The following is a 19,685-nucleotide window of genomic DNA, read 5'->3' as shown; positions in this document are numbered from 1 at the left end:
GGGTATGCCCAAGAACCCAGGTCTACTTTCACTCAACTCTCTGACGACTCCTCCATTTGCGTGCCGACGCAGCGTGATGTGCCCCTATGTGCTGCTGGGACTGGCCATGGGCAGTCAGCTGGCGGGAGCGGCGCATGCCCAAGTGCAGACCAGCGAGGCCGAGGCCACGCTGCCACAGGTCATCGTGCAAGAAAAAATTGCTCCCGTCACTGCTCCCTATGCGGGAGGCCAGGTCAATTCCGGCGGTCGTGTCGGCCTGTTGGGGGACAAGGACTTCATGGAGACGCCCTTCAACACGATCAGCTATACCGATAAGTTCACGCAGGATCGTCAGGCGCAGACCATTACCGACGTGATCTCTGCCACCGATCCCACGGTGTTCAGCAATGGGGTTGCAGCGTCATGGAGCGAGAATTACTCGATTCGCGGCTTCTCTTCCGGCAGCTCCGACATGACGCTGGGCGGTCTCTATGGCATGGCTCCCTACTACCGCACCACGCCAGAGATGTTCGAGCGCATCGAAGTGCTCAAAGGACCGTCCGCATTGCTCAATGGCATGCCCCCTGGAGGATCGGTAGGGGGCTCCGTCAACCTGGTTCCCAAACGCGCTGCCAGCGACCCCATCACGCGGCTGACCACTACCTATATGTCGGATTCGCAGTTTGGCGGCCATATTGATCTGGGACGCAGGTTTGGCGCAGACAAGCAGTTCGGCATCCGCTTCAATGGTGTTTACCGTGGAGGTGAAGGGGCGGTAAACCAGCAGGACAAGAAATCCAGGCTGGCATCGCTGGGCCTTGACTGGCGCGGCGACCGAGCCCGGATTTCCGCCGACCTCTACTCCAGCGATGACCGCGTGAACGGCGTGATACGCGGCATCAATCTGGCTCCGGGTGTGGCCGTTCCAAGGCCACCCAAGCCTGAGACCTTGCTGAACCCCAACTGGTCACATGTGCACAACCAGGACAAGGCTGCGATGGTGCGCGGTGAATTCGATGTGAGCGATCAGGTAATGGCCTATGTGGCCTTCGGCGTCAGCAAAACCGACTATGAATACAACGGGGCGACGTCGGCTCAGGTGTTCAACGCGGCGGGCGATTTCAAGACAGCCATGGGACAACTGGCCTTTGAGCAGAAAAAGCGTTCGGCCGAAATTGGTCTCAAGGGAAGGCTCCAAACCGGAGCCATCAAGCATGAATGGGCGCTCAATGCAACGCACTATGCTCACAAGCAGGACGACTATGGTCGCCGCAGCGTGCCGGGCGCAGACTGGACCACAAACCTCTACAACCCGGTCTGGGGGCCGGAAGCGCCCTTTGTTGCACCGCATATCTCGCACACCGAGGTGCGCCTGGCCAGCTACGGTCTGGCGGACACCATGTCATTTGCCGGAGGTCGCGTGCAACTCACCCTGGGTATGCGCCGCCAGCAAGTGGTCAGCGACGCCTTCAACATCGGCACGGGGGCGCGCACCTCGCGTTATGACCAGAGCGCGACATCGCCTGCTGCTGCATTGCTGTTCAGGGCGACAGAACATGTTTCGGCCTATGCCAATTACATCGAAGGCCTGAGTCAGGGCGCAACCGCGCCAATGACTGCGGCGAATGCGGGCGAAGTATTTGCGCCTTACAAGACCAAGCAGAAAGAAGTGGGTGTCAAACTTGATCTTGGGGAATTCGCGCACACGCTCAGTCTGTTCGAGATCACACGTCCCAGCAGCTATACGGACCCGGTCACCAATATCTTCTCGTTCGGCGGAGAGCAGCGCAATCGAGGCATCGAATGGGGTTTCTGGGGATCACCGCTGCGTGGCGTACGCATGATGGGCGGGATTGCCTATACCGCCCCCAAGCTGACGCAGACCGCAGGCGGCGTCAATCAGGGCAAAGTCGCCACGGGTGTCCCCAAGCTGCAGGGAAAATTGGGTGCTGAATGGGATGTTCCTGCCATTCCGGGGCTGACTGTGACGGGTAATGCAACGGCGGTGTCCAAGCAATATATCAGTGCGGACAACAGCCTTTGGGCGGCAGGTCGTGTGACCTACGACCTCGGTGCACGCTATGCAGCCAAGGTTGCCGGCAACCCTGTCACGTTTCGCGCGACGCTGCTGAACGTTTCCAACAAGGCCTATTGGGGCATGCCACTGCTGTCCAGCTTGGCACTGGGGGCGCCACGCACGCTTGCGCTGTCGGCAACGATTGACTTCTGACGCGGGTGTGCTGGAGTTCGCAGGCAGGTCTCTGGCCTCCAGGTCGACGACGCTCCAGCTAATTCCGAGCAGAGATGGATCCGAGATCCTTTGACGGCGGCTGCGCAGTTGATGCATCTGCGCGACCGCTTTTCATGGCTGCAATGACGCTTGGCCGGGCCGGGCGGAGGGCAGCGGGGTTTTCAATAAGTGAGAATGGGTATCATTTATGTAGAATCGTTGCATTTCCAATGCACGAGAGACTTCGGTGCCTACTCACGCCAACAGCATCGCCAGTGAAGCACTTGACAGCATGTACACACTGCACAACCGCTGGCTGATCTCCTGGCTGCAGCGCAAGCTTGGTAACCGCTATGATGCGGCAGACATCGCGCAGGACACATTCACGCGCATTTGGACAACTGCCAGAACGCAAGCAATCGAAGACATCAGAGAACCCAGGGCTTATCTGACAACCGTTGCCAGGCGATTGATGATCAATCACCTGGAACGCCGCTCGCTCGAACAGGCATATCTTGCCTCCTTGCAGCTATTGCCTGAAGCCACCGCGCTCTCCGCAGAGGCTCGAGCCATCTTGCGGGAGACCCTGGAGGAGCTGGATGCATTGCTGGGAGCGCTTCCAGCGAAAGTTCGCACTGCATTCCTACTTTCACAGCTCGAAGGGCTTGCTTATGAGGAGATCGCCACGCAGATGCAGGTAAGCGTGCGTACGGTCACCCGCTATATGGCACAGGGCTTTCGGCAATGTCTGCGCGTGATGCTGGGTGCCTGAAATGAGTGCCATCGATGCAAGCATTCTCGATGAGGCCGCTCAATGGCTGGCTCGCCGGCATGCATCGGACTTCAGCGAAGCAGAGCAGGCGGAGCTTGCCCGATGGCGCAGCCTCAGTGCAACTCACGAGGAAATCTGGCAACGCATAGAGCAACTGAAATTCCGAATGGATAGTGTTCCCTCGGCAGTTGGCATGGCTGTTCTGGATCGTCCACGTGCTGCAGGAAATCGCCGGCAGATTCTGCGTGCATCGGCACTCGCTCTGGCAACTCCAATGCTTGGCTGGTTCTCCTACCGCTATCTGCCATGGCGCACCTGGAATGCGGACTTCAGAACAGCAACAGGCGAAAGACGCGAACTGACATTGGCTGACAACAGTCAGGTGCTGCTGAATACAGCTTCCGCAATAAGCGTTCAGTTCGATGGCATAGAACGTCTGATCCAGCATCTTGCAGGTGAGATTCTGGTGGAAACCGCACACCTGAGCGAATACAGGACTTTGCCCTTTGTCGTCCAGACTGCCGATGGGCGGCTGCAGGCACTGGGCACCAAATTCATCGTTCGAAAGCATGCACGGAGCACGACGCTGTCAGTGCTGCAAGGAGCGGTGCAGGTAATGCCTGCGGATTCCAGGCAATCCCTTGTCGTGCAGGCTGGCGAGCAAGTGAGCTTCGATGCTCACAAGGTGGGGGCTCTCACCGCGCTGCCATCCCACGCCGATGCCTGGACTCAGGGGGTGCTGTATGCCGAGAACATGCGTTTGGCTGATTTCCTGGAGGAGTTGCAGCGCTATCGCGAAGGAATCCTGCGCTGCGATCCCAGTGCTGCTGAGCTGCTCGTGTCCGGCACATTCCATTTGCGCGATACAGATCGCATTCTCGAGTTGCTGGCTCGGACCCTGCCAATCCATAGGCAGCAGCGCACCCGTTACTGGATAACCGTCACGCGTTCCTGAAGTTTTTCAGTGTCAGGTTCTCGCATGCCGTCCTCCGAAATTCAGGCCGGAGCGATGACTCTTTTAAATTGCTGTCCTGTTTTTCAATCTCGCCTGTCAAGTGCATCAAGACCCGTTTATTGACAGCCAAGAGGATTGAGCAAATGCCCGAAAAGTACGTCCGGAAACTCAACAGGAACGACAAAGCGACGCGAGTGCGCCCGGTCGCAACGGCAGTCGGAGGAATTCTTGTTGCCATCGTCGGCACAGCCGCAATCGGTTTGCACATGCCAGCGGCTTTTGCTGCAGATACAGTTACCAGTCCCGCGCAGAAGTCCTATCAGGTGGCCGCTGGCCCACTCGGTCCCGCGCTGATGGACTTTGCAGCTCAGGCGGGCATCAATCTGGGCATGGATCTGAGCAAGCTCAAGGACAAGCGTACCCCCGGCCTGTCCGGTTTCCACACCGTCGATGGCGGTTTTGCACATTTGCTGGAAAGCTCGGGACTGAGTGCGCGTCGTCTAGGTGAAGGCAACTATGCACTGGAAGTCCCGGGGACCACCAAGGCATCCATCGAACAAAAGAGCAGTGCTTCCGTGCCCGCCAGTGGCCAAGGCTCTCCGGAGCTGGCCGCCGTTACGGTGACGGCACGTACCCAGAATAATCTCGTTGCACCGTCCCGGCAGGTCAGTATTCTCGAAGCCGAAGAAGTTCAGCAACTTCGGCAAGGCTCCGACAGTCTGGCAACCATGCTCAGCAAAGTCGTCCCAGGGATGGCAGATTCCAGCCACACAATCACCGACTATGGGCAGACTCTGCGCGGCCGGAACATGCTTATCCTTGTGGACGGGGTTCCACTGAACACCAATCGCGACTCATCCAGAAACCTTGCCAACATCAATCCTGCGGACATCGAGCAGATCGAGGTGCTTCGCGGCAGCAGTGCCATCTACGGCAGCGGCGCAGCAGGCGGCATCATCTCTGTGCGTACCAAACGTCCCTCGGGCGAGACCAAAGCAGAGACCATAGTGACGGGATCTGCACCGCTGTCCAGACTCAGAGGCGCCGGACTTGGAGCCGAAGTCCAGCACTATCTTTCTGGCGGCGGCGATGTGGTCGACTATTCCGTCAGCCTGGGCGCCAAGCATGTCGGAGGCTCATTCGATGCCAAGGGGCGCCGCATTGCACCCGAGCCCAGCCAGGGAGACTTGTTCGACTCCGATATTTACAACGCGTCCGCCAAGATCGGCTTCAAGCTGGACGAAAATCAACGGCTTCAATTCTCCGCGAGCCACTACAACGCCAGCCAGGACACCGACTATGCATCCGATCCCTCCGTGGCCCGCTTGCCCGCAGGTACGGCTGCAGCCAGGCCTATCAAGGGCTTGGTACTTGCAGATCAAAACCAGATCAAGAACACCATGCTGGGTCTTGACTATGAGAACCGCGATCTCGCAGGCAGCGCCGTGGCAGCTCAACTCTATTACCGGGATTTCTATACGCGCTTTGCGCCCTTCGACGCACGCGCCGTTCCCGTGCGAGGCGCCAACGTCGATCAGTCCATGCAGAACTCCGATGTGTTTGGTGGTCGCCTGACCATCAAAACACCTCTAGGACAAGAGAAGAACACCTTGCTGATCTGGGGAGCGGACTTCAATCACGAGCGCACCGACATGCCGATCGATATCTTTGATCCCAAGGCCTATGACGCCAGTGGAGGTCTGGTGTTCAACAAGATTGGCCGCTTGATCTATATGCCTCAGGTCACGACCAGGAGCATTGGCGCTTTTGCCCAGTTGCAACACAAATTCAGCGATCAGTGGTCTGTGGAGGGCGGGGCGCGCTACGACCGGGCTCAGGCCAGCTTCAACGACTTCACCCCTTTGTCGCAATCGAAATTGCCCAGTCCCCAGTCCGTCTCTGGCGGTACCGTTAAATATGGCTCATGGTCTTACAACCTGGGCACGGTTTTTGCACCTGTCAAGGGACACGAGTTCTATGCGTCCTACAGCCAGGGCTTTGAGCTGCCGGATATCGGGGTCGTGGTACGCAATGCCACAGCGGGCTTCAACATCGGCAACTCCAACCTGCATGCAGTCAAAACAGATACCGTGGAAGTCGGTTGGCGCGGGAAGTTTTCCAACGCCATTGCCAGCCTGGGAGCCTTTCAATCGAGCTCCGACCTCGGCGCCGTGCAGAGCTTCAACAACGGACTCACGCTGCTGCGAACCAAAGAAAAAATCCGGGGTATCGAAGGTGGCCTCGACTACTTCAGCGACGATGACCGCTGGAGCAGCGGTGGGAGCATTACCTGGATGAAGGGTCGTGAACTCCCGCAGGGCTCAAGCCTTTATCAGGACATGACGGGCTATCGTATTCCGCCCCTCAAACTGACTGCCTATGTGGAATACCGCCCCAATGCCAGCTGGAGCCACCGCATCCAGGCAAGCACATATGCCTCCAAGGATTACCGCCTGGATGGCAAGACCAGCTTTGGGCGCCATGACACCAGAGGCTACACCACAGTGGACTTGATCAGCCAATGGAAAATCGATTCCAAGAACCGCGTATCGCTCGGTGTGGAAAACCTGCTCAACCGCAGCTACTTCCCGCTATACAGCCAGTTGCTTCGCAATAGCAACAACACCAGCCGCCTGCCTGCAGCGGGCGCGGTATTGCGAGTCAGCTATGCACACACTTGGTAGATGCGCGTCATACCAGCCGATCGAAGAATGGCGGTGCTTTGGACAGCAGTGCCTGATCTGATTGGGCTGTCTTGACGTAGGGGCACTGCGGCTACTGCTGCCATATTTCGATCAGCGCTCCCTGAGGAGCTGCTGCCTTAAGCTGGCTTGCTGCGTCCGGTAAGGAATGACAGCTATCGGCAATCCTTGGTCGACGGGCAAAAAGATGCTGCGATAGGAGGCGCCTGGACGAGTCTGTTTCCGGGGGCTGGGTTGTGTTTACGACCTTGTCGATCTGGAATATCGACTTGTTAGGTCCAAAGGGCCGCAGTTTCGACTGCGGCCCTTTTTGCTGGTCGGTCTGGCTTGTTGACTTGGCTCAATATGATCCGGGGCAAAGCCCGGCACAGTGTGGTGCATGTTCACCATGCCCTCCATGTCGCAAATCGCTTCCACGTTTGGGCAGCCTGAGAGCTTTGCTCCAGGCTCTTGGCTCAGGCAACGTCGCCAACCCCTCGATTCGGTGCTGTATCTGGAAAGCGGCAGCGTGATGCTCGGAGTCGGGCAGGATTCGGCCATGCGCCATCAACTGGGGCAGGTGGAAGGGCCGACCTGGCTGGATGCCGCTTTTGCGCTGCAGGAGCGTCCTTCCTGCCTCGATATGCAGGCGCAGACGGCTGGGCGCATCTACATCATTCCTCTGGCGCGCTTTCTAGGCTCTGTGGCGGAGCTTGCACCCGCCGTGCAGCACTTGCTCAAAGATCTGGCCAGGGCCTATTGCTCGCAGACCGAGCTGGCGGTCAGTCGCCTGGCTCAGGACGCCGAAGCTCGCTGCGCCCAGTGGCTGCTGAACCATGCGAGCCCGGGAGGAAATGGCAATGCCCTGCATGTCACCCTCAAGGCACGCAAACGTCTGATTGCAGCGCAACTGGGTATTGCGCCGGAAACATTCTCGCGCGTGCTCAGGCAGTTGCGAGAGCATGGGCTGATTGCCGGGCGAGGCAATGTGATTGAATTACCCAAGCCTGGCGCACTGGAGGTGCTGGCGCTCGGGTAAATACCGGGCCGGGTTGCAGGCCATGCAGCGCTTGGCTTTTGCTCTGAGAAGGAGCTTGCGGCGTAGCATTTGTCGACAATCTCCGGGGTTTCCTCTCGTTGGGTTGCAGACATCGGCTCTCTATATTGAGGCCCATGTCAGATGCTGTCTTCTCCCTGCAAGCAGAGCCGCCATGGGTTGCGCCGTCGCAGCCAGAGGAGGTAGCTGCCGCGCCACAGTCTGGGCGGATACGCAGAGGCCCAGGCCCCATGCTGCGCAGCATGGTGCTTGTTGCCATGATTGCAGTGCTGCTGGCAGGAGCTGGCGCTGCGGGCTGGGTGGCTTATTCCCTGCGTCGGGCGGTCATGGACGGAGCGCTGCCGGCGCAGACCAAGGCGTTGGAATACGCGGCTCGTTCGCTGGCCTTCAGAGTCGAGCAGCAGCAAAAGCCCCTGCATAGTCTGTCCTCTGTGCTGGCGGGCCATATGCATGATTCTCAGGAGTCACTGGAGGCCATGCTCAAGCAGCCCACATCCATGGCACAGCAGTATGAGCAACTTCAACTGGCTGATGGAAAAGGGCAGTTGCTGGTCAATCTGCATCAGGAGCAGGCGCTGGCCGCAGAACAGCTTGAAGAGCCGCTGCGCGAAGTGCTCAAGCGTTCGTTGGCAGAGGGCAAGCCTATCACCCAAGCCTGGGTGCGTCCCGGTGAAGCGGGCCTGCAGCTGGAGTTTCAGAATGTCGTGCCGGTGCGTGATCTGCAAGGCAAGTTGCAGGGCGTTCTTGGTGGCAGCTACCGGACGCCTTTGTCGGTGTTGTTTTCGCTGGAAGTCGCCTCTGCCGAAGCGGGTAGCCAGCTGCTGCTGATCGACCGTGACCTGCGTCCGCTGGCCCTCAGCAGCAAAGGGCAGTGGCAATTGCCCCCAGCCTTGGGCGATGCTGCGCTACCTCGAGGGCTGGATCAAGCTTGGCTCAAGACGGCCCAGACCGGTGCGGTCAGTGAGCAGAGAAATAGCCAGCTCTGGAGCGCCATGCCGCTGCCTTGGGCGCAATGGACTCTGCTGAAGGTCAGCAACGTTCAGGAATGGGTGCCGGGAGTCTCGGCCAAGATGATGGGCTGGCTGGCCACGGCCCTGCTGGTACTGGCTGGACTGCTTGGAGCGGTGCTTTGCCTGATCGCCTATCCGCTGACGGCCTTGTTCCGCTCTGCAGAGCAGGCTTCTCGACACGGGCTGATGCTGGAAGTGGACTTAGGCAGCCGGGGGGGCAACTGGTGGCATGGCCTGTCCGATCACGACTGGGGAGAGGCTCAGACCCTGCGCACTGCCTTGCAGGCCCTGGGTGGTGGATATGAGGCGCATGGCGAGCTGGAGCGTGATTTGCAGATGCAGTTGCAGACCTTGATGGACTATGCCCCCGTAGGTTTGATCGTGACGCATGGCTCGAAGGTGCAGCGTGTGGGCATGCAGGCAGCCAGAGTACTTGGCTATCAGCCTCAGGAAATGCAGGGCCTGGCTGTGCGTGATCTGTGTGCCAGCGATGCCGACTACGAGGATCTGATGGGGCGGATTCGGCGGGCTCTGGATACTTATGGACAGTTTGATAGCGAAGTCTGCCTGGTACGCAAGGATGCAAGGCCGATATGGGTGCGAATTCATGGTCAGAGCATGCAGCGCATGCACAGGGCCTGGGAGCAGTCGGGCAAGGCGCTGGATGGTCAATACCTGGTCTGGGAGCTGGAGGATGTGACCACGCAGCGGCAGTTGCGCGAGCAATCGAGCTGGAAAGCCATGCACGATCCCTTGACCCGCCTGCCCAACCGAACGGCGTTTGCTCTGCGGCTCAAGGAATGGCTGCGCGAATATACGACTCCCGACTATCTGGAGAACCTGGGAGGCGCGAATGTCATCGCCCGATCGCAGAGCGAGCCCAAGGCGCATGGCATCGTGCTGTATGTGGATCTGGACCACTTCTCTCAGGTCAATCGCCAGGGCGGGCGTGAAGTGGGTGACGAGGTGCTCGGCCATATCGCCCGGTTGATCGAATCAACAGTACGCCCTCATGGCTGGGTGGCCAGGGTTGGGGGCGATGAGTTTGCGATTCTCATGGCCGGAATCAGCCGTGAGGAGGGAATGCGCCATGCGCAACTGCTGTGCATGGCCATACAGGACTGGGAGGGCTCCTATCAGGGGCAGCGCTATATGTTGAGTGCCAGCATCGGCATGCTGTTGCTGGACGCCAGCTACCACACGGCGGCCAGCGCCTTCAAGGGGGCCGATATGGCCTGCTACGCAGCCAAGCGCAAAGGGCGCAACCGCGTGGAAGTGATGACTGCGGCGGTCTGAGCCGGATTGCGCATGCTGAATTCAGGGCAGATATGACAGCCTAGAGGGCAATCCCTTGGCTGCTCAAAGGGGCTGACTGAGTTACGCTCTGCGGCTGCTTTGTATACAAAATGGATGAGGCTGGCCGTGCCAAAGCGCCCGGATGGCCGTGACCTATGCGTGACCAGACCTTGTTCGACAAGATAGATTTGCACCTGATCAGGGTGCTGCACACGGTGCTGACGGAGCGCAGCGTCTCCAGGGCAGCGCTGCGACTGGGCATGCACCAGCCGGCGGTGTCTGCCGCACTGCGGCGTCTGCGCGAGCTCGCTGGCGACCCTTTGCTGGTGCGTTCCGGGGCACAGATGCAGCCTACCGATGTGGGGCTGCGCATGGTGCAACCCTCGGCAGACATTCTGCGTGCAGCCGAAGGGCTGTTCAGCGATGCACGGCAGTTTGATCCGCGCACCTCGACTCGTACCTTCCGCATTGCGGCCAGCGACTATCTGGATCCCCAGTTCCTGCCGCGGCTGATGTCGGCCATGAAGGCGCAGGCCCCGCATTGCCCGGTGGACTTTCTGCCGCTGAGCGCCGAGGCGCATTACGAGGGACAACTGGCCGATGGCGAGATCGACGTCGTCATCGGAAACTGGCCGCAGCCACCGGAAGGCCTGCACATGGCCAAGCTGTTCGAGGACGAGGTGGTCTGTCTGGTCAGTCCCAAGCATCCGGCAGTGCGCAGGGGCTGGGATGTACAGCAATGGCTGCAGGCCGAGCATATTGCGCCGACCCCGGCCTATCCCGGTGCCCTGGGCGTGATAGACGAACAGTTGGCAGGCATGGGTTTGAGCCGCCAGGTGGTGGCACGCTGCGCGCATTTCAGTCTGATTCCCGACATGGTGGCATCAAGCTTGCTTGTCATGACCTCGGGCAGATTGTTCTGTGAGCGTTTCAGCGAACGTCTGTCCCTGGCCATACTGCCTTGCCCTGTGGAATTCCCTCCGCTGGTCTATTACCAGCTCTGGCATGCGCGTTCGCATGCCGGAGCCGCCACACGCTGGCTGCGAGAGGTGGTTCGCAACGTTGCACTAACGCTGCGAAATCAATAGCTTGTATCGTATTCCTGTTCAGCGCGTAGAGCCTGTTTGAGTCAATTTGTTATTTGAATTGAGAGACAATCCAGCGATGAATCCCCCCCCGACACATTCCCCATCTGCGAGTGCGCCTGCGCGTTTGCAGCTGGAGGGTATTACCAAGCGGTACCCGGCTGTGGTTGCAAACAGCAAGGTATCGCTGAAAGTTAAGCCCGGCGAGATCCACGCCATTCTGGGCGAAAACGGCGCTGGCAAGTCCACGCTGATGAAGATCATCTATGGTGCGGTCAAGCCTGACGAGGGAGCCATCCTGGTCGACGGCAAGCCGGTGCAGATCCGCAATCCGCAGGAAGCCCGGGCACTGGGCATTGCCATGGTGTTCCAGCATTTCAGCCTGTTCGACACGCTGACCGTGGCCGAGAACGTCTGGCTGGGCCTGGACAAGAGCATTGCACTGGCCAGGGTGATCGAGAACATTCAGGCCACGGCCCGTGATTACGGGCTGGAGGTGGACCCGCATCGTCCTGTACACACGCTTTCCGTCGGCGAAATGCAGCGCGTGGAAATCATCCGTGCCCTGCTGACCAATCCCCGCGTGCTGATTCTGGACGAGCCCACCTCGGTGCTCACGCCCCAGGCCGTGGAAATGCTGTTTGTGGTGTTGCGCCGCCTGGCCGCGGAAGGCTGCTCCATCCTCTACATCAGCCACAAGCTGCATGAAATCCGCTCGCTGTGCACGGCCTGTACGGTGTTGCGAGGTGGTGTGGTGACGGGGGAGTGCAACCCGGCCAACGAGACCAATGCTTCTCTGTCGCGCATGATGATCGGCTCGGAGCCGCCGGAGCTGGAGCACCGCAGTGCAAATACCGGCGATACCGTGCTGCGTGTGCAGGGCCTGTCGCTCAAAAGCCAGGACCCTTTCGGTGTCGATCTGCAGAGCATTGCGCTGCAGGTGCGTGCGGGCGAAGTCGTCGGTATTGCGGGCGTCTCCGGCAACGGCCAGAAAGAGCTGATGTATGCGCTGTCCGGCGAGGACACGCGTTCCGAGGCAGAGGCCGTGCAGTTGCTGGGCAAAGGCGTGGGGCGTATGGGCCCGGGCAGGCGCCGTGGCATGGGTCTGCACTTTGTGCCAGAGGAGCGCCTGGGGCGTGGAGCCGTGCCCAGCATGGGTCTGGCCCACAACCTGTTGCTGACGCGCAAGACCGCAGTTGGCAAGGGCGGCTGGATTCGCATGGCGGCTCTGCAGGCGCAGGCGCGGGACATCATCGGTCGCTTCAACGTCAAGGCCGGCGGCCCGAATTCGGCCGCGCAGTCGCTGTCGGGAGGCAATCTGCAGAAGTTCATCGTGGGCCGTGAAATTGATGCCAAACCACGTCTGCTCATCATCTCTCAGCCCACCTGGGGGGTGGATGTGGGAGCTGCTGCGCAGATTCGGGGCGAGATTCTCAAGCTGCGCGACCAGGGTTGCGCCGTGCTGGTGGTCAGTGAGGAGTTGGACGAGTTGTTTGAGATTTGTGACCGCCTGCATGTGGTGGCCAAGGGCCGCCTGAGTCCATCGGTGGATAGAGCGGCTGCCACGGTGCAGCAGATAGGTGAATGGATGAGCGGCCTGTGGGATGCGGCGGTCGTGCAGGGAGGTGCCCATGCTTAAGCTGGAACCACGTCCCCAGGCGTCCAAGTTCTGGACCTATGGCTCGCCGATTCTGGCGTTGCTGATCACCGTGCTGGTCGGGGTCTGCCTGTTCGCCCTGCTGGGCAAGGATCCGGTCAAGGGCTTGCAGGCCTTTTTCTGGGAACCCATCAAATCGGGCTATGCCTTGGGCGAGTTGGCTGTCAAGGCCACGCCCTTGTTGCTGATTGCACTGGGGCTGGCCGTATGCTTTCGCTCCAATGTCTGGAATATTGGTGCCGAAGGTCAGTTCGTCATCGGGGCGGTGGCTGCAGGCGGCATTGCCTTGCTGGCCGACAAGACCACAGGTCCCTGGATCGTGCCAGCCATTCTGATCGCCGGCATGCTGGGCGGCATGCTCTGGGCGGGCATCGTGGCCTTGCTGCGCGACCGCTTCAACGCCAACGAAATTCTGGTCAGCCTGATGCTGGTCTATGTGGGCACGCTGGTGCTGGGCTATCTGGTCTATGGTCCCTGGAAGGACCCCATGGGATACAACTTTCCGCAGACCAAGAGCTTTGAGCGTGTTACCCAGATTCCTCGGCTGGTGCAGGGCATGCGCATGAATATCGGCGTCATCATCTCGTTGGTGGGAGCTGGTCTGCTGTGGGCGTTCCTGTTTCGCACGCGTGCGGGTTTCGCCTTGCAAGTCGGCGGCCTGGCGCCATCGGCGGCACGCTATGCCGGTTTTTCCTCGCGCAAGGCACTGTGGACGGCGCTGCTGATTTCCGGCGCCACAGCCGGTCTGGCGGGAGCGCTGGAAGTCGCTGGCCCTCTGGGTCAGCTCACGCCCTATGTGCCCGCCGGCTACGGCTTTGCGGCCATCATCGTGGCCTTTGTGGGGCGCCTGCATCCTGTGGGCATGATTTTTTCGGCCATTCTCATGAGCATGTTTTATATCGGTGGCGAGCTGGCGCAGTCGCGCCTGGGCCTGCCCAAGGCGCTGACAGGCGTCTTCCAGGGTCTGCTGCTGTTCGCGCTGCTGGCCTGCGACACGCTGGTGGCCTACCGCATCCGCTGGGCGGCGAAAAAAGCCAGTAGCGTCATTTCTGCAGTGAAGGGAGCCTGATCCATGGAATCCTATGCACTGCTGCTGGGCTCCACCCTCAGCGCCGGCACTGTTCTGGCGCTGGCGGCCCTGGGCCTGTTGATCAATGAAAAATCGGGCATCGTCAATCTCGGTGCCGAGGGCATGATGCTCTGCGCTGCCATTGCGGGTTTTGCCGCTACCGTACACACCGGCAACACCTGGATGGGCTTTGGTGCGGGCATGCTGGCAGGGGCCTTGCTGGCCGCCATCTTCGGGGGACTGGTGATCTGGTTCAACACCAATCAGTATGCAACCGGTCTTGCGCTTTCGCTGTTCGGCGCTGGCTTCTCGGCTTTCGTGGGCCTGGGCTATGTACAGGCCAAGCTGCCTGAGCTACCCAAGTACTCCATCCCGGGCCTGGCAGATCTGCCGCTCGTGGGCCCGGCCTTGTTCACGCTGCACCCGCTGGTATATGGCGCCATCGTGCTGGCCGCCTTGATGGTCTGGTTTCTCTACCGCACGCGTGCGGGCCTGGTGTTGCGTTCGGTCGGCGAGTCGCCCTCGTCAGCCCATGCCCTGGGCTATCCTGTGCGCCGCATCCGTCTGATGGCCGTGATGTTTGGCGGTGCCATGTGCGGTCTGGCGGGTGCCTTCATCTCGGTGGTCTACACGCCGCTGTGGGTGGAAAACATGGTTTCGGGTCGAGGCTGGATCGCGTTGGCGCTGACGACTTTTGCGACCTGGCGACCAGCCCGCGTCCTGCTGGGCGCCTATCTGTTTGGCGGCGTGACCATGTTGCAGTTCCATCTGCAGGCCACCGGAGTTCAGGTGCCCAGCCAGATTCTGTCCATGCTGCCGTATCTGGCCACCATCGTGGTGCTGGTGCTGATCTCGCGCAATCCGACCTGGATTCGGGCCAATATGCCGGCCTCCCTGGGAAAACCCTTCTACCCTGGAGCGTGATGCCCAAATGTGGTGCAATCCGCTTTTCAAAAATAACGAGAGGACAACTCCAATGACAACTCTGGGCAAACGCGCTCTGATCAAGATGATCGGCCTGTCGGCTGTTTCCATGGCTGTGCTGACCGCTTGCGGCAAGAAGGAGGAGGCACCAGCGGCTCCTGCCGTCGCACCTGCGGCTGCTCCTGCTGCCGACAAGCTCAAGATCGGCTTCATGTATGTGAGCCCCATCGGCGACGGCGGCTGGACCTACCAGCACGAGCTGGGCCGCAAGGCCATCCAGGAGAAGTTCGGCGACAAGATCGAGACTTCCATGGTCGAGAGCGTGCCCGAGTCTGCCGACGCCGAGCGCGTGATGCGCGACATGATCGGCCAGGGCAACAAGCTGGTCTTTGCCACCAGCTTCGGCTATCAGGACTTTGTGCAAAAGGTCGCCGCCGATGCCAAGGATGTGAAGTTCGAGCACGCCACCGGCTACAAGACGGCCGACAACGCAGCCGTGTACGACACCAAGACCTTTGAAGGCGCTTATCTGGCCGGCATCGTGGCGGGTGCCATGACCAAGACCAAGACCGTGGGCGTGGTGGCTTCGGTGCCAATCCCCGAAGTGGTGCGCAACATCAACAGCTTTGTGCTGGGCGCTCAGAGCATAGACCCATCGATCAAGGCCAAGGTGGTCTGGGTGAACGAGTGGTTTGCTCCTCCCAAGGAATCCGAAGCCGCCAACAGCCTGATCAACGGCGGCGTGGACGTGATGTACCAGAACACCAATTCTCCCGCCGTGCTGAAGACGGCCGAGGAGCGCGGTGCCCGTGCCTTCGGCAAGGACGGCGACATGAGCGGCTTCGCGCCCAAGGCTCATCTGGGCTCTGCCGTGATCGACTGGACTCCCTACTACAGCAAGGTGGTGGAAGACACGCTGGCAGGCAAGTGGCAGACCGGCAACTTCTGGTGGGGTGTGAAGGAAGGCGCCATCGACCTGAAGAAGATCGCTGACGACGTGCCCCAGGAAATCAAGGACAAGGTGGATAAGGCCCGCGCCGGCCTGAAGGACGGCTCCTTCGCCGTCTGGACAGGTCCCATCAAGGACAATACCGGCAAGGAACTGCTGGAAGCTGGCAAGGTTGCCGATGATGCCTGGCTGCGCAGCATCAACTTCTATGTGAACGGCATCGAAGGCAAGGTGCCTGGTGCCGAATAAGCACTGTTTGCGGGACGTCTGACCAGCGTCCGATCAAAGGCCCCGAGGGGCCTTTCTTTTTGCGCTGTCGTTTTCAGGATACCTATCTGCAATTTGGCGCAGTTTATGCATATATTGCCCAAGGTGTAACCGGTATCCATGGGCTTGCGCTCCTATCGGTTTCAAACCTCACTCTTTGTTCCAAGGAAACTTTAATGACTGATTTGCACAAGCGTTCATTGATCAAGGTCGCCGCACTGACGGCTGTGGCCTCGGCCGCTCTCGTAGGCTGCGGCAAGAAGGAAGAAGCACCTGCGCCGGCAGCAGCCCCCGCTGCCGCTCCTGCGGCCGCTGCTCCGGAGCCTCTGAAGATTGCTTTTGCGTATGTCGGCCCGGTGGGCGACGGTGGTTGGTCCTTTGCCCATGACCAGGCCCGCAAAGCCCTGGAAAAAGAGTTCGGTGACAAGATCAAGACCAGCTATGTGGAGAGCGTGCCCGAAGGTGCCGATGCCGAGCGCGTGCTGCGCGACATGGCTTCGCAGGGCAACAAGCTGGTGTTCGGTACCACCTTCGGCTATATGGACGTGATCCAGAAGCTGGCCCCCGAGTTCGCCGATGTGAAGTGGGAACACGCCACCGGCTACAAGACCGCCGCCAATGTCAGCACCTATGACAGCCGCACTTACGAAGGTGCCTATCTGGCCGGCATCATTGCCGGTGGCATGACCAAGTCCAACACCCTGGGCGTGGTGGGCTCTGTGCCTATTCCCGAAGTGATCCGCAATATCAACAGCTTCACCCTGGGCGCCCAGTCCGTGAATCCCAAGATCAAGACCAAGGTGGTCTGGGTCAACGAATGGTTCAGCCCTCCCAAGGAGACCGAAGCTGCGACCAGCCTGATCAACGGCGGCGCCGACATCCTGTTCCAGAACACCGATTCGCCTGCAGTGCTGAAGACGGCCGAGGAAAAGGGCAAGCGTGCCTTCGGCTGGGATTCGGACATGACAGCCTACGGTCCCAAGGCTCACCTGGGCTCGTCCATCATCAACTGGGCGCCTTACTACATCGATTCCACCCGCAACGCGCTGGAAGGAAAGTGGACCAGCCGTCAGACCTGGTGGGGCGTCAAGGAGGGCGTGATCGACATCGTTTCACTGGCTGACGACATTCCTGCCGAACTCAAGGCAAAGGTTGAGGATGTGAAAAAGGGATTGAAGGAAGGTACATTCACCATCTGGAAGGGCCCTATCACCGGCCAGGACGGCAAGGAACTGATCGCTGCCGACAAGGTTGCCGATGACGGCTTCCTCAAAGGCATCAATTTCTACGTCAAGGGCGTTGAAGGCAAAGTGCCAGGTGGCGACGCCAAGTAAGCACTGCTGGTCAGGCATGGCGCCGCCTCGTCGCACCGATTGCGGCCTGTGGCGCATGTCTTCAGGCAGACCCCGGGGTTTGCCGGGTAGTGTTGGCTGTTAGCAGTTGTGCAGACACGACTTGCAGCGACAGGGCCGCCGCAGAGCGGCCCTTTGTATTTCGATAATGACGAGTATCCCCATGACTGAACGTACCCTCTGGCATCCTGTTGCCCAATCCTCCGATGTGGTGAGCGCGCCGTTTTCCGTGCGGCTGCTGGAACAGCCGCTGGTGCTGTGGCGCAATGCCGAGGGGCTGGTGCAGTCCTTTGTGGACCGCTGCCCGCATCGCGGTGCACGCCTGTCCATGGGCCGTGTGGAGAACGGGCATCTGGAATGCCCCTATCACGGCTGGCAATTCTCTTCCGGGGGCCAGTGCGTGAAGGTGCCCGCCGTGCCAGATTTCACACCCCCTGCATCGCAGCGCGTGCAGGCTTTCGAGGTGCAGGAAGCCTACGGACTGATCTGGGTGCGCCTGGAGTCTTCCGACAGCCAGCTGCCGGTGTTCGCGGCAGAGACGGACGAGCATCTTCGCAAGGTGAACTGCGGGCCTTACGATGTGGCGGCCAGTGCGCCGCGCATCATCGAGAACTTCCTCGACATGTCCCACTTCGGCTTTGTGCACGAAGGCTGGCTGGGCAGCCGTGAAGCCACGGCCATTGCCGCCTACAAGGTGGAGAGCACCTCCACCGGCGTGCTGGCGACAGGCTGCAAGGCCGTGCAGCCCCAGTCTAATCTGCACTCCACCCAGGCGGCCGAGGTGGAATACACCTACGAGGTGACTGCTGCCTACACCGCCGTGCTGACCAAGATTCCCGAAGAGGGCACTTCCAAACAGGGCTGGCGCGAGCAGATCGGCCTGTTCATCTGCCCTGTCACGCCCGAAACCAGTCGCGTCTGGTTCCGTCTGGCGGTCGCGGACTTCGAATCGACCGATGAGCAGTTGCAGACCTTCCAGCACACCATCTTTGTGCAGGACCAGCCGGTGCTGGAGTCGCAGCTGCCCAAGGCCCTGCCGCTGGATCCGCGCGCAGAAATGCACTCGGCGGCCGACCGCATGTCGTCGGCCTATCGCCGTTTCCTGAAGGCTCAGGAGATCGCCTTCGGAACCTGCTGAGACAGGCCTGAGAGGCTTTGCCGCCTTCCCCGGACGGGCGTCCATGCGGCTCGCCGGGAGGCTGCGCCACGGGCTTGCGGTCGCAAGCCCGAAGTCGCAGACCTGTCGGGGCTGGCCATATGGCTGGAGCTGTGCCGGTTTGATAGGCTAGAGATTGAACGGCGCGTAGCGCCAAGGAGAATAAAGATGAACACCGTGCCTGCCGTAGATGCTTCCCGTCTGCCACAGCTGCTGCGAGCCATGCCCAAGGCCGAGCTGCATATGCATATCGAGGGGTCGCTGGAGCCCGAACTGATTTTTGCGCTGGCGCAGCGCAACCAGATACCTCTGGCCTATGACAGTGTGGAGGCACTGCGCGCGGCCTATGCCTTTACGGATCTGCAGAGCTTTCTGGACATCTATTACGCGGGTGCCAGCGTGCTGCTGCACGAGCAGGACTTCTACGACATGGCGCGCGCCTATCTGGACCGCGCCGTGGCCGACAATGTGGTGCACACGGAAATCTTCTTCGATCCGCAGACCCACACTGAACGCGGAGTGGCCATGGAGACCGTCATCAACGGTCTGTATCGCGCCTGCCGCGACGCGCAGATCGAGCAGGGCATTTCCTCTTCGCTGATCCTGAGCTTTCTGCGCCACCTGAGCGAGGAAAGCGCCCTGCAGACGCTGGAGGCCGCGCTGCCGCTGCGTGATCGCTTTATCGGCGTGGGGCTGGACAGCAGCGAGCTGGGCAATCCGCCCGAGAAGTTCGCCCGCGTGTTTGCACGTTGCAAGCAGCTGGGCCTGCGCTTGGTGGCCCATGCCGGGGAGGAGGGGCCGCCCGCCTATATCTGGGGGGCACTGGATGTGCTGAACGTGGAGCGCATCGACCATGGCGTGCAGTCCGAGCAGGATGCGCTGCTGATGCAGAGGCTGGTCAGGGAGCAGATACCGCTGACGGTCTGCCCGTTATCGAATCTCAAGCTCTGCGTGATCAAGGACCTGGCCGATCACAATCTGCCGCGCCTTCTGGCGGCTGGGCTCAAGGTCATGATCAACTCGGACGACCCGGCCTATTTCGGCGGCTATGTCAACGAGAACTACACCCAGCTCTTTGCCGCCACGGGCATGGGCGCGCCCGAGGCCTATCAGCTGGCGCGCAACAGCCTGGAAGCGAGCTTTGCCAGCCAGGCGCAGAAGCAGGACTGGATTGCACGCCTGGACGAAGTGTTTCAGGAATATGCCGCGGCTTGACGAAGTGACTGCTGAGCGGCGCAGCGGCCGT

General features: G+C 60.4%; 14 protein-coding genes and 1 pseudogene. All 15 read left to right on the top strand.

The genetic code is table 11. From position 1 onward, the window contains the following. Nucleotides 1–4: 4 nt before the first annotated feature. The 15 genes and pseudogenes from F0P97_RS21335 to F0P97_RS21270 all read left to right on the top strand — a co-directional run bounded on the left by F0P97_RS21335 (nt 5) and on the right by F0P97_RS21270 (nt 19,654). The gene (locus F0P97_RS21335; RefSeq protein ID WP_182284035.1) at nt 5–2,209 is read left to right on the top strand and encodes a TonB-dependent receptor; all 2,205 of its coding nucleotides are present in this window, start codon (nt 5–7) and stop codon (nt 2,207–2,209) included. Between the two features lie 292 nt (nt 2,210–2,501). Next, complete coding sequence (locus tag F0P97_RS21330) at nt 2,502–2,981, top strand: sigma-70 family RNA polymerase sigma factor (RefSeq protein WP_182284033.1); 480 nt, start codon at nt 2,502–2,504, stop codon at nt 2,979–2,981. A gap of 1 nt (nt 2,982) precedes the next feature. Then, a pseudogene (locus tag F0P97_RS27730) lies at nt 2,983–3,078 on the top strand (iron dicitrate transport regulator FecR); the annotation flags it as partial. Between the two features lie 177 nt (nt 3,079–3,255). Next, a complete protein-coding gene (locus tag F0P97_RS21325) occupies nt 3,256–3,936 on the top strand; it encodes a FecR domain-containing protein (protein ID WP_232538273.1) in 681 nt (226 codons plus the stop codon). 266 nt (nt 3,937–4,202) lie between these two features. Further along, entirely contained in the window at nt 4,203–6,620 is a 2,418-nt protein-coding gene (locus F0P97_RS21320; protein WP_232538005.1) for a TonB-dependent siderophore receptor, read from the top strand. A gap of 397 nt (nt 6,621–7,017) precedes the next feature. Then, nucleotides 7,018–7,656, top strand: coding sequence for a Crp/Fnr family transcriptional regulator (locus F0P97_RS21315; protein ID WP_182284027.1), 639 nt, complete (start codon nt 7,018–7,020; stop codon nt 7,654–7,656). 248 nt (nt 7,657–7,904) lie between these two features. Continuing rightward, complete coding sequence (locus F0P97_RS21310) at nt 7,905–9,980, top strand: sensor domain-containing diguanylate cyclase (RefSeq protein ID WP_182284025.1); 2,076 nt, start codon at nt 7,905–7,907, stop codon at nt 9,978–9,980. 155 nt (nt 9,981–10,135) lie between these two features. Then, on the top strand, nt 10,136–11,068 hold the full coding sequence (locus tag F0P97_RS21305; RefSeq protein WP_003067150.1) for a LysR family transcriptional regulator: 933 nt from the start codon (nt 10,136–10,138) through the stop codon (nt 11,066–11,068). Between the two features lie 76 nt (nt 11,069–11,144). Further along, nucleotides 11,145–12,704 carry an ABC transporter ATP-binding protein gene (locus tag F0P97_RS21300; RefSeq protein ID WP_182284023.1) on the top strand — a complete coding sequence of 520 codons (1,560 nt, stop codon included), beginning with the start codon at nt 11,145–11,147 and terminating at the stop codon, nt 12,702–12,704. Beyond that, nucleotides 12,697–13,791, top strand: coding sequence for an ABC transporter permease (locus F0P97_RS21295; RefSeq protein WP_182284021.1), 1,095 nt, complete (start codon nt 12,697–12,699; stop codon nt 13,789–13,791). The genes F0P97_RS21300 and F0P97_RS21295 overlap by 8 nt, the downstream gene beginning before the upstream one ends. 3 nt (nt 13,792–13,794) lie before the next feature. Then, complete coding sequence (locus F0P97_RS21290; RefSeq protein ID WP_003073332.1) at nt 13,795–14,715, top strand: ABC transporter permease; 921 nt, start codon at nt 13,795–13,797, stop codon at nt 14,713–14,715. A 52-nt stretch (nt 14,716–14,767) separates the two neighbouring features. Then, nucleotides 14,768–15,913 carry a BMP family ABC transporter substrate-binding protein gene (locus F0P97_RS21285; protein WP_182284019.1) on the top strand — a complete coding sequence of 382 codons (1,146 nt, stop codon included), beginning with the start codon at nt 14,768–14,770 and terminating at the stop codon, nt 15,911–15,913. A gap of 194 nt (nt 15,914–16,107) precedes the next feature. Beyond that, nucleotides 16,108–17,265, top strand: coding sequence for a BMP family ABC transporter substrate-binding protein (locus tag F0P97_RS21280; RefSeq protein WP_182284017.1), 1,158 nt, complete (start codon nt 16,108–16,110; stop codon nt 17,263–17,265). A gap of 181 nt (nt 17,266–17,446) precedes the next feature. Continuing rightward, nucleotides 17,447–18,421: an aromatic ring-hydroxylating oxygenase subunit alpha gene (locus F0P97_RS21275; protein ID WP_182284015.1), complete on the top strand. Its 975-nt coding sequence runs from the start codon at nt 17,447–17,449 to the stop codon at nt 18,419–18,421. 186 nt (nt 18,422–18,607) lie between these two features. Then, nucleotides 18,608–19,654: an adenosine deaminase gene (locus F0P97_RS21270; RefSeq protein ID WP_182284013.1), complete on the top strand. Its 1,047-nt coding sequence runs from the start codon at nt 18,608–18,610 to the stop codon at nt 19,652–19,654. Nucleotides 19,655–19,685: the final 31 nt, after the last annotated feature.

The sequence above is a fragment of the Comamonas testosteroni genome (genome assembly GCF_014076415.1).
In the GTDB taxonomy this organism is placed as follows: Bacteria; Pseudomonadota; Gammaproteobacteria; order Burkholderiales; family Burkholderiaceae_C; genus Comamonas; species Comamonas testosteroni_F.
This window is presented reverse-complemented; position numbering and strand designations above follow the sequence as displayed.